18 protein-coding genes are annotated in these 9,467 nt (G+C 42.8%); 7 read left to right on the top strand and 11 right to left on the bottom strand.

What is annotated here, in order from left to right; all coding sequences use genetic code 11:
- From NG798_RS26015 to tumA, 6 genes are all read left to right on the top strand, one after another.
- A partial coding sequence (locus NG798_RS26015) for a hypothetical protein (protein WP_317619638.1) occupies positions 1-1,023 on the top strand: 1,023 nt, incomplete at its 5' end.
- 469 nt (positions 1,024-1,492) lie between these two features.
- On the top strand, positions 1,493-1,681 hold the full coding sequence (locus tag NG798_RS26010) for a hypothetical protein (RefSeq protein WP_261226635.1): 189 nt from the start codon (positions 1,493-1,495) through the stop codon (positions 1,679-1,681).
- 6 nt (positions 1,682-1,687) lie between these two features.
- Complete coding sequence (locus tag NG798_RS26005; protein ID WP_261226634.1) at positions 1,688-2,290, top strand: hypothetical protein; 603 nt, start codon at positions 1,688-1,690, stop codon at positions 2,288-2,290.
- 449 nt (positions 2,291-2,739) lie between these two features.
- A complete protein-coding gene (locus NG798_RS26000) occupies positions 2,740-3,318 on the top strand; it encodes a Uma2 family endonuclease (RefSeq protein ID WP_261226633.1) in 579 nt (192 codons plus the stop codon).
- A gap of 90 nt (positions 3,319-3,408) precedes the next feature.
- Complete coding sequence (locus tag NG798_RS25995; protein WP_261226632.1) at positions 3,409-3,951, top strand: HAD-IIIA family hydrolase; 543 nt, start codon at positions 3,409-3,411, stop codon at positions 3,949-3,951.
- 52 nt (positions 3,952-4,003) lie between these two features.
- Positions 4,004-4,222 (top strand): antitoxin TumA, encoded by a 219-nt coding sequence (gene tumA, locus NG798_RS25990; protein ID WP_261226631.1) that lies wholly within the window; start codon positions 4,004-4,006, stop codon positions 4,220-4,222.
- A gap of 61 nt (positions 4,223-4,283) precedes the next feature.
- On the opposite strand, the gene NG798_RS25985 is transcribed toward tumA, so the two are convergent.
- From NG798_RS25985 to NG798_RS25950, 8 genes are all read right to left on the bottom strand, one after another.
- Entirely contained in the window at positions 4,284-4,547 is a 264-nt protein-coding gene (locus NG798_RS25985; protein WP_261226630.1) for a DUF2442 domain-containing protein, read from the bottom strand.
- A 10-nt stretch (positions 4,548-4,557) separates the two neighbouring features.
- Positions 4,558-4,806, bottom strand: coding sequence for a DUF4160 domain-containing protein (locus NG798_RS25980; protein WP_261226629.1), 249 nt, complete (start codon positions 4,804-4,806; stop codon positions 4,558-4,560).
- Between the two features lie 318 nt (positions 4,807-5,124).
- The gene (locus tag NG798_RS25975; protein WP_261226628.1) at positions 5,125-5,718 is read right to left on the bottom strand and encodes a glycoside hydrolase family 104 protein; all 594 of its coding nucleotides are present in this window, start codon (positions 5,716-5,718) and stop codon (positions 5,125-5,127) included.
- On the bottom strand, positions 5,715-6,005 hold the full coding sequence (locus NG798_RS25970) for a DUF2927 domain-containing protein (protein ID WP_261226627.1): 291 nt from the start codon (positions 6,003-6,005) through the stop codon (positions 5,715-5,717). The genes NG798_RS25975 and NG798_RS25970 overlap by 4 nt, the downstream gene beginning before the upstream one ends.
- A 46-nt stretch (positions 6,006-6,051) precedes the next feature.
- Positions 6,052-6,426 carry a DUF2927 domain-containing protein gene (locus tag NG798_RS25965; RefSeq protein WP_261226626.1) on the bottom strand — a complete coding sequence of 125 codons (375 nt, stop codon included), beginning with the start codon at positions 6,424-6,426 and terminating at the stop codon, positions 6,052-6,054.
- Positions 6,423-7,034, bottom strand: coding sequence for a hypothetical protein (locus NG798_RS25960; protein ID WP_261226625.1), 612 nt, complete (start codon positions 7,032-7,034; stop codon positions 6,423-6,425). Before NG798_RS25960 ends, NG798_RS25965 begins: the two co-directional genes overlap by 4 nt.
- The gene (locus tag NG798_RS25955) at positions 7,031-7,396 is read right to left on the bottom strand and encodes a M23 family metallopeptidase (RefSeq protein WP_261226624.1); all 366 of its coding nucleotides are present in this window, start codon (positions 7,394-7,396) and stop codon (positions 7,031-7,033) included. The genes NG798_RS25960 and NG798_RS25955 overlap by 4 nt, the downstream gene beginning before the upstream one ends.
- The gene (locus NG798_RS25950) at positions 7,359-7,664 is read right to left on the bottom strand and encodes a hypothetical protein (RefSeq protein ID WP_261226623.1); all 306 of its coding nucleotides are present in this window, start codon (positions 7,662-7,664) and stop codon (positions 7,359-7,361) included. The genes NG798_RS25955 and NG798_RS25950 overlap by 38 nt, the downstream gene beginning before the upstream one ends.
- A gap of 9 nt (positions 7,665-7,673) precedes the next feature.
- On the opposite strand from NG798_RS25950, the gene NG798_RS25945 reads away from it, so the two are divergent.
- Complete coding sequence (locus NG798_RS25945) at positions 7,674-8,081, top strand: hypothetical protein (protein ID WP_261226622.1); 408 nt, start codon at positions 7,674-7,676, stop codon at positions 8,079-8,081.
- Between the two features lie 247 nt (positions 8,082-8,328).
- Here NG798_RS25945 and NG798_RS25940 read toward each other — a convergent pair whose 3' ends face one another.
- The 3 genes from NG798_RS25940 to NG798_RS25930 form a co-directional block, all read right to left on the bottom strand.
- Entirely contained in the window at positions 8,329-8,457 is a 129-nt protein-coding gene (locus NG798_RS25940; protein ID WP_261226621.1) for a hypothetical protein, read from the bottom strand.
- A 161-nt stretch (positions 8,458-8,618) separates the two neighbouring features.
- The gene (locus NG798_RS25935; RefSeq protein WP_261226620.1) at positions 8,619-8,879 is read right to left on the bottom strand and encodes a hypothetical protein; all 261 of its coding nucleotides are present in this window, start codon (positions 8,877-8,879) and stop codon (positions 8,619-8,621) included.
- A gap of 150 nt (positions 8,880-9,029) precedes the next feature.
- A partial coding sequence (locus tag NG798_RS25930; RefSeq protein ID WP_261226619.1) for a hypothetical protein occupies positions 9,030-9,467 on the bottom strand: 438 nt, incomplete at its 5' end.

The following is a 9,467-nucleotide window of genomic DNA, read 5'->3' as shown; positions in this document are numbered from 1 at the left end:
GAAACCGAGGGTGTATTTAGCCAGCAACAGAGAATCAACCATTTAATCACTTCACTCACACAATTCTTTCCAGAGAGCACCGGCATAATTGAATTCAAGAAATATCTGACCAATATTTCAAGTACAATTTCTGGCTACTGGTTCTTGGATAATCGAGGTAGTAATGCTTTCCGTGATTGTGACCAGTTGATTGCTATCGGTTCTCCACTCCCCAACCTGGGGGCACTAGCGATGGCATGGGCAGCAACAAGAGGTCAAGCTGTTGAACCAACACATCTTGGTGGTAGTTTTGGCCGGTGGGTGGAACGGTTGGTGATGGCGGAGGTTGTCCAATTGGTGGGCCGGTTAAGAGCCCAGCTATCAGATAAACCTAAGACCTGCTGGTTGGTATCAGATCAGTATCCTCAGAATGTGGCCATTGAGCTTGAGAGGTTTTATCCAGGTTGTTCGGTTGAATTTGTGGATGTTGCTGATATTTGTTTGGCGGCGGCTACTAAGGGGGTTCAGCGTGAAAGGGCCATGATTTCTTCTATGTGGGATGCTTTGGCTGCCGGTGTTGCCTGTACGACTTCTAGCATTGCAGCGGCGGTGGGGGTGACACGGGGAAGAATCAGCCAGATGGCCAGTGTGATGGGTGGGTTTGAGCCGGTGAAGAGGGTGTTAATTTCCCTTATAGAAGCTTTAAAAGGAAAACTAACACCCCCCCAACTAGATGATACTGCTCGGTTCTTTGCTGAAATCTATCTACCAGAGGTGCTGGAAGAAATGGCCAATAATCAAGCACCACCATCGGCCTCTCCACCACCACCACCACCGACCTACTCGGATGATGATGTTGAGTGGGGTGCCGGTGTGATGCGGGTGTTTGCTTCTGAACCTTGGGAATATGCTCAAGGCTTGGCTCGGATATCGGGTGAATGGGCGACGGATGGTTATTTAAGCTTGGTATGGAAAAAGTTAGGGATTTGGGAGCGCCGATTCTTAAAAGCGTTTGCTTGGAATGTTTGCCAACAACTGACTTAAGTGGTGAATATCCGAGCAATGCCGGTTGAACAAGTTTTGGCCAAACTCATATTGAGTAGGATGCCGGTTTGATGCGATTGTTTGCTGCTCCACCTTGGGAATATCCTCAAGGTGAGGCTTGGATATTGGATGAGTGGGAAACTGATTATTAAAAACTGGTATGGCACAAGTTAGGCATTTGGCAGGGCCGGTTCTTAAAAGCATTTGCTTGGGATGCTTGTAAACAATTGGCGCTTATTGTTGCTTAAAATAATTAACCCTAACCTTTATTGAATATTTATTACTGTATGACCAGTATTCGACATCGCTCGAAGATACTGGTAGAAACTGGTGGCTTACATCAGAGGCGAATGTCTATAGGAAATGTGAGGTTATTCTGTCGGCCAGGATAATTGGTCTTTGAACGATTTACACTTTTACTGAGTAAGTGATATAATCAAAGTTAATAAAATGAGCAAAGAATAAACCCATGAAATTAAAAGTTACGGAGCAGGGAGTTATAATTCCTAAAGAATTATTAGGAGATAGCCAAGAAGTTGAACTGACTCAACAGGAAGGGCAATTAATTCTTAGTATTAAACCGTCTTTTTTATCCTATCAAAAGGCTACAGAATATGTCCTGAATAAAAACCATGACCTTTATCAGCGTCTTGCGTAAAAATGTATGCCATATAGCAAATTTACTCTTAGTAAAGCTGTAGATGATTTTCAACTGACGATTGTTGAAGGCGAACGCTTTTTGCCAGAAATTCCTCCAATTAACCCAACTTCTTTGCTCAAAGATACCTTAAAAGAAACTGTGCCTTGGGCCGTTGCGGTAGGTAGTGAAAAAGCTCGTTCAGAAGGCATTATTAATCCTATCTTATTAGAAGTAAAACGTCAGCTTAATGGGGCAGTTAGCATATTTTCTGGTGAAGAGTTTAACGTGCAGCCAGAGGTTGATTTGACCGGCTATGTAGATTTTTTAATTAGTCGCTCTCCAGAACAGTTGTATATTAAGGCACCGGCGGTAGTTTTGGTGGAAGCGAAGAAGGAAGACTTGAAACCAGGATTAGGACAATGTTTAGCCGAAATGGTGGCGGCTCAACGCTTTAATCAACAGAAACAGCAGCCCCTAACTACGATTTACGGAACAGTTACAAGTGGTACAGTTTGGCGGTTTCTGAAACTCGAAGGGCAAACGGTTACGATTGATTTGACTGATTATCCCCTGTTGCCGGTTGAGCAAATTTTGGGTATCCTGATTTGGATGGTGCAGAATGGATGATGATTGTAATTAAGAACACAGAGAGCTTTATGTGTGCATTTTGTCTGCTTGCTGCTTGATAGTTATTCTTGGATTAGGGGTGGGGAACTTTCAGCCTGGGGTGCCGGTGGTTAGCAATAGTTTATCCGTATCAAACCAAGGTACAGTTGGCGGCGTTGCTTAATCAGGGTATGAAAAAAGTAAGCCCGAAGCGAAAAACTTGATAGATATTGGTTTCTATAACTTGTAAAATAGGCCAGTCATACCGTAAATCAGTAGCACGGAAAATTCACCTACTTTATTCCCTAATCAATAATAAAAATTATTTCTATGCTTGCCAACAATCAAAAAAATCCAAGCTATTTTTATCATACTAATCTCACAGGATAAGTTAATAAAGGTTTAATTCAAAGAAGTTTGTTAGAATAAAATAAAATCATTAATTAAGCTATAGAGGAGCCATCCCCATTATGATCGCTGCCAAAGATAATCCCCCAAACTTTACCCCTGAAGAATATTTTGTCTGGGAATCTCAGCAACTAGAAAAACATGAACTGATTAACGGCCAAGTTTATGCCATGACTGGTGGTAGTAAAAATCATAGCCTCCTCGCCGCTCGACTGATTACTTTATTTACTACCCATTTAGAAGGAAGTGGTTGCGAAACAGCTACCTCAGACCTGAGAGTTAATATTGCCCAAACCTCTAATTATACCTATCCAGATGTTAGCGTCACCTGTGACGAACGGGATAAAACAACAACCCAATATATTACCTACCCCTGCTTAATCGTCGAAGTTCTCTCCAAAAGCACAGAAGCTTACGACAGGGGTGGTAAATTCAGAATGTATCAAAATAACCCGGTATTGAAAGATTACTTATTGGTTAGCTCTACCTCCATCGAAATCGACCTATACCACAAAAACGATGCAGGGCAATGGATGATTATTAACTACGGGGCCGGTGACACCATTGAACTAAAAAGCATCAATCTCTCATTCCCTATTGAGCAAGTATATCGCGGGTTGACCCTTACTCCAGAAGCTTAAAGTGTAAAACTTTCAAGCCCATCAACCAATCAGAATTACGGAAATGTATGTTTAGTCAATGTAACAAAATTTAGTAGGCAACCTAAAATAATGACAACTCAGCCACCGTTACTTTTACTTGACAAAGATGGGACTCTTGTTAAACCAAAGTCAAGGCAGAGATTCGTTCAGAACCCTTGGGATCAAAAGCCTATTGTAGGTGTACAAAAAGTTGTAACCCAATACAAGCAAGATGGCTGGAATATTGTTATTTGCTCCAACCAAGGGGGTGTTGAAGCCGGCCATAAAACCCTACAAGAAGCTATGCAAGAGATGAGATTTTGCTTAGAACTTTTCCCTGAGATTGAAGAATGCTACTTCTGCCCTGATTTGCAAGGTAAAAAATGTCTACGCTATTGGAGAAACGAGGATTGGCAAGACAACCATATTCTCTATAGTCCTACTTCTAATCAGACGGTAGAGCTAAAGCTTCAGGGGAAATTCAGAAAACCTGGGCCAGGGATGCTCCTTTTGGCGCGGGACATACACAATGCTTCGGAGTGTTTGTTTGTGGGAGACAGACCAGAAGATAAAGCGGCTGCGGAGGCAGCAGATATTCCCTTTGTATGGGCAAAAGAATTTATAGCTAAATAGCACGAAAGTAGGGGCATATAGTTAAACAGGCATCATAGGGGATAAAAAGCCAATGCGTAAAAAAACCATTGAATACACATCGCCATTAGATGCTTTAGTTGCCGTCCAAAAGCGGTTGAGTTTATATGAAAAACGGCATCAGATGGAATCTGAAGAATTCTTTGAGCAATACAATCAAGGGTTAGTACCAGATGATGCTCTATTTATAGAATGGGCAAATGATTATCGTCATTACCTAGCTCTGCATCAAGAAATACCGCAACAGCGATAGCTCTGCTGCCTAGTATTTTATCGAATTACTAGGCTCAAGTTGAATAAGTAATTAGACAATCTCATCTGCTATCAACTGGTGTGAAACTTTTTCCATTTTGCCAAAGCTCATACTCACTAATATCAACATCTTCATCCCAGACTAACCCATAACCACCTTCCTCAATTCTAAAGTTTTTTAAAACCGTAGGGTTGCGAAATTTAGCAAACATGGGATTCTCTAGCAATTTAGAGATGTCGTACTTTCTGAATTCATTATTGGTAAATTTTATAACCAAAGTTTGATTATCAATGGCTTTTGCTGAAACAATACGAGGAGGTTTCATAATAGATAGATTATTTCAAAGGGGGAAGTTTACAAAAATCTTGGTTGTTCCACATAGACAACAGTTCTTTTTGGTATAGAGTGGCCCACTCCATCACCATCTTTTCAGCCCTATTAGGTAAATCACCTTCAATTATTTCTAATGTTTCAATGCTAACTAGAGCATTATATTCACCATAAATTGCATGAAAATGCGGGGGCGGATGATCTGCAAAGAAAATTTTAATAATGATACCGTAAAATCTCGTAATCTCTGGCATAGGGCTTCTTAACTCGTAAATACGATTAATATTATAACCAATCTTTTATAAATTTTGCTATTTTTGAAACTCAAATAGCTTTAAAAAAACAGCAGATTGAGAGAACCAATTCCAGGTGTGTCGGTAGAGGACACGGCATAGGAGCAGTAGAATGCCCTAAAAAAGTATTTGTGGATGGAAATCTCGTTTATAGCCGGTGTATCCTTAATAAGAATGGTCGGTCAATGCCTCGCCTTCATGGGCGGTTTTATCTTCTTATCTATGCAAATCGCAGATTCATCATTTTTGGCAGTCATGGTTTTATCTTTTTATCAGTAGCTATTTGGACTGGAAATTACCACCGGCCCCCAGGTAAACCCTGCGTAAATCAGTCAGCTTTTTGGATGGTTGGTTGTAGTAGCTTTTCCCTTCAGCCGTTGGGAAAGATGCCCAAGTAGGTGCAAGTTTAAATACAGCATCATCAAACCGGCCCGCCAGAATATCTTGGTATGCACCGGCCTGTTTAATTAATTGGACAGCAGCTAAATCTTGGGATTCGGGACTAAAATCATTGAGGTTCAATTTACGAGCGACTTCATCCCACGTTGGTTTGAGGAATTGGTATTTACCGGCTGCCGTACTGCACAAAGGTTTCCCTTTATAAAGTGAGCAATTATTGACATTAGGGTGTTCACTAAAAGAATTGAATAATTGGCCGCTGAACATCATTCGATAGCCATCTGGGCTGGCAGTGCCCTCCGCAAAAGCAATTGTTTGTAAGAAAGCTTGGAGATTCCCGTTTTTAACTGCTCCTGATAATGGGTGACTGGATAGAGTTGGTTGTCTGGGTGCCGGTGTTGAAATAGGTTGACCGACAATAGCTAATCCTAAAGTGGAAAGAGCAATGATGGAGAGGCCGGTGGGATTAATCATAGTCGGTTCTCCCTCCACAGCTTCTCTAGTTGACTTTCATTCATCCCCGGCTTAACTTGCGGGTTGTACAGCATTTTGATTAACTTTTTATCTAGGGATGAATACTCAGTAATCTCAGTCCATTGCTGATAAAATATGCTCTCTGGATATTTGTCTGAATCCGCCGGCAACCCAAATGCCTGTGTTAATTCCTCTCTGATTAAATGGGAACGTTCTTTTTGAGAGAGACCTGTGGTGGAGATTAAAATCTCTGCGCCTGTGATTTGTTTGGTTTCATCCCAATTCAACCAGAAGAAACCGCTATTACCGGGTTGATAAGTGGGAATAAATTTCTTAAAGTTTTCTTCTGGGGTAAACCGGAGCGCGCATATTCCCAGTGTTTGCTTTTACTACCTCAATCGGTAATCGGCGCAGTAGTTTTAATTCACGGGTGACAGCTTCCACCGTTTGTAAATCTGCGGGAGTGGGAAGACCGGCTATCTCTAGCTTTATGGGAACCATCCATTTCTTAATTAGCCCACTATCTGAACTGCCAAACTCAGACTTTAGTGTTACTTCTGTGAAATACTCAAATACCTTGTCTGCGGGGATAGTGGGGATAGTGGAAAGGCTGGATGTATTTTTGCCATTTGATTGGGATTTTCTTGGGGAAGCATCATACCAAACAGCTATTAAAATCATTAAAGCAATGATAGAAATAAATTTCATGGTTCATTGAGAGCATCGGTGATTGTTCTAGCAAGTTGTTGAGCAAGTTCTTGTTTCCCCTCAGCAGTTGAGGGAAGCTGGTCTGAGGCAAAGGCTTCTAAAATCGTGCCATTACGTCCAACTCTTGTCACGCCATACCGGCCTCGGTCAGCTTTTAAAATCCCGAATTGTTTGATTAGTTTGTGATCAAAGGGGTCGTGGGGATTACCGATAACCCCCGTCCCCCACCGACCCGGTTGACCATGAATTTCCAGAACTTGATAATTTTGATTTTCCAATGTGGGAATGTCGGCGATATATTGCTCCCAAACATTCCACTTTTTCATCATGGCCGGTGAATCAGGACGGATAACTTTCCACCCAGTTTCCTCTAACATTGGCTGGAGTGCTTCGACGATTAATTTGTTCATTTCTTTTTCTCCAGGGGCGCCGGTTTCAGAACGAGCATAAATCCAATGGCCGGCAGATAATGCTATTTTTCTTGTGGAAATGTTGGCTGGGATGTTGGAGTTAAAGATTGTACTTTGGGCGATAGTAGTAGGGGGATTCCTGAATATTTCAAATCCTAGAACACCCAACGCTACCACTGCAATAGTATTGGGTTTCATGGTTTGGGGAGAGCAACTGCTGTTTTCAAATGTTCATGGATTTTCCAATCTAATTTGCCATTTAAGTATCTCTCAAAGTGACCGTGTGGCCCTGAAGAACCAGGAAAGGTAGGGCCAATTAAACCGATAACACTTCCTTTTTCTACAAAATCACCGACTTTAAATGGGCGCACCGAATCACGATCTAAATGAACATACCGATAAACTTCATTTAAGTTTGTGGATTTAATTCCAATAATTCCACCAACAGGAGAATCGGGTTTTACTTCGTTAACTGTTCCCGCTTCAATTGCAAGCACCGGCCACCCCGGAGTAGCACTGTAATCAACACCGGCGTGTTTTCTGGTGCAGGCTCCGATCATGTCGGCAATCACCGGGGATACTACCGGCCACCGCATCTTTTCCTGATATTCCAGCTAGAGGAAAAACAGGTGGGCCATGTAATAAAATTGATGATTGCTGTTTTGAAGAAGGAACTGGTGGAGCGGCAGTTGGGTTTACTATTGAGCGCAATATTTGAGCCGGTGGTAAATTTTCTATTTTTTCCCAAGTTGGTGCCGGTAATAATTGTAATCCAACCAAACAGACAATCAAAATAGCTGCGATTTTCGAGCGCAGAATTGATTTCAAGATCAGTTGGTGGTGCCGACTTCTGTGGAGGGGCTGCTGGTGGAGGTGGTGCCGGTGGCGGTGATGTTGGGGGATAGTACGGTGGAGGTGGATAGTACGGGGGTGGCGGTGATGTTGTGGGATAGTACGGGGGTGGCGGATATGGATATGGAGGTGGCGGATATTGCGGTGCCGGTGGTAATGGGGAAGCTGGATATGGATGGGGCGGTGGTGGTGGTGGTGCCGGTGGATATGAATATGGCGGGGCCGATGGATATGGCGGTGTCGGTGGATATGGCGGTGCCGGTGGATATTGTGATGCCGATGGTGGTGGTGGATATGGCGGAGGTGCCGGTGGTGCCGGTGGTGGATATTGATAATCTTCTCTTTTGTGGGGGTTTTGGGATGCTGGCATCGATGCTGATATTGGGGGTGTAGCACTATCGCTACGCGGTGACTGTGGTATTTCGGTGGGGGATGCCGGTGGTACTGCTTCTTTTGATGCCGGTCTTGTCCCCTCATAAGTTGTCTCCACAGTAAACTTGAGTTTCATTTCTTCTGTTCCTTGCAAAGATCAATTGTTCTGCCAAAGAAATCTGGTATTGCACAAGCGGCTTTTGTATCTTTTCTGGGATTACCGCTGGGTAAATTATCAGTATTGGGGGGAGTAGAAGTTTGAATTGATTTAATACCATTCCTTACTGATTCCTCCCCCAGATAAGTTATTCGTCCCGGTTTCAGTAAGTTCAGAATGAATGAAGTTATTGCAATGACGACTAACAGTTTCATCGTAGGGTTCAGACAACTCCACCATTTCTTCAAAGTTTCCATTATCTGAACCAAATTGAGGCCGGTGTAGGGGAATTCGTTTTTGTAGCTTTTGCTTGAGAAGAAGTTACCCCACGCCAGCCAATTGCAACAATTAGCCACAAGGTGAACAATAACCCAATAACAGCAAAGATTGTTTCTGCACTCTTAATGCGGCTGTTTCACCAGTGCCTTAAACATCCCACCGGCATGAGACCTGAATAATTTGGGATTACGGGAACTGTAATTGCTCAGGGGTTCTTTAACAACAACGGTTTTTGTTTCGTAAACCGTCATATTACCCTGGCCATCTGGTTCATAGACAATCGTGACATTATTACTATCAGATGCCGGCATTGTCCAAGTAGGATACACTTCATCTTGGCCACTATTGGGATTAGGGAAGTTCGGATTACGTTGCGGTGCCATGTGTTTCTCCTGTGAATAGTTTTAGTTGTGAGTTGTTTGGATGTCAATTGGGATGGGGTAAATGGGGAGGAGCTTTATTGAAGGGCTGGCTAGTATTTGCCTGGCAAAAAGGATTTGATAAACGCATAAAATCCTCTTGGCGCTGGGGATTTATTGGATGAACCTCGTATCTTCTGGTGTAGACAATTCATCCTCTAATTCCTCCAGCGGATTATCCTCTAATTCATCGTCTGGTTGGGCTGAGGTTCTACCGGGTTCTGGGGGAAATCTGACGACGTTAGAGCCGGTGGGAGGCGCTACATTGACTGGAACTTTGTAATCTTTGACCCACGATAAATCTTCAGTGAATAGTCCAATGCTCGGTTCTCCAAAAGTAGTTAAGGCAATGGCATATCCAGTGCGTTCGCTTAGCGGTCGTAATTTGTTGAAGCTGGTTGTAATTTGGTTGACATATTCGCTGGGGATGATATAGCTATTTTTCCAGGCATTTGTGATTGGGCTGTATCCTCCTTCTCTTCTGCCATTAGAATCTGTATAGATTTTGCCGAGGGCACAAATTCCTAGACAACCCCGAATATTGGCATCATC

It is taken from the genome of Ancylothrix sp. D3o (assembly GCF_025370775.1).
Taxonomy (GTDB): Bacteria; Cyanobacteriota; Cyanobacteriia; order Cyanobacteriales; family Oscillatoriaceae; genus Ancylothrix.
The sequence above is the reverse complement of the archived record's forward strand: the minus strand, read 5'-3'. Positions and strand labels throughout refer to the sequence as shown.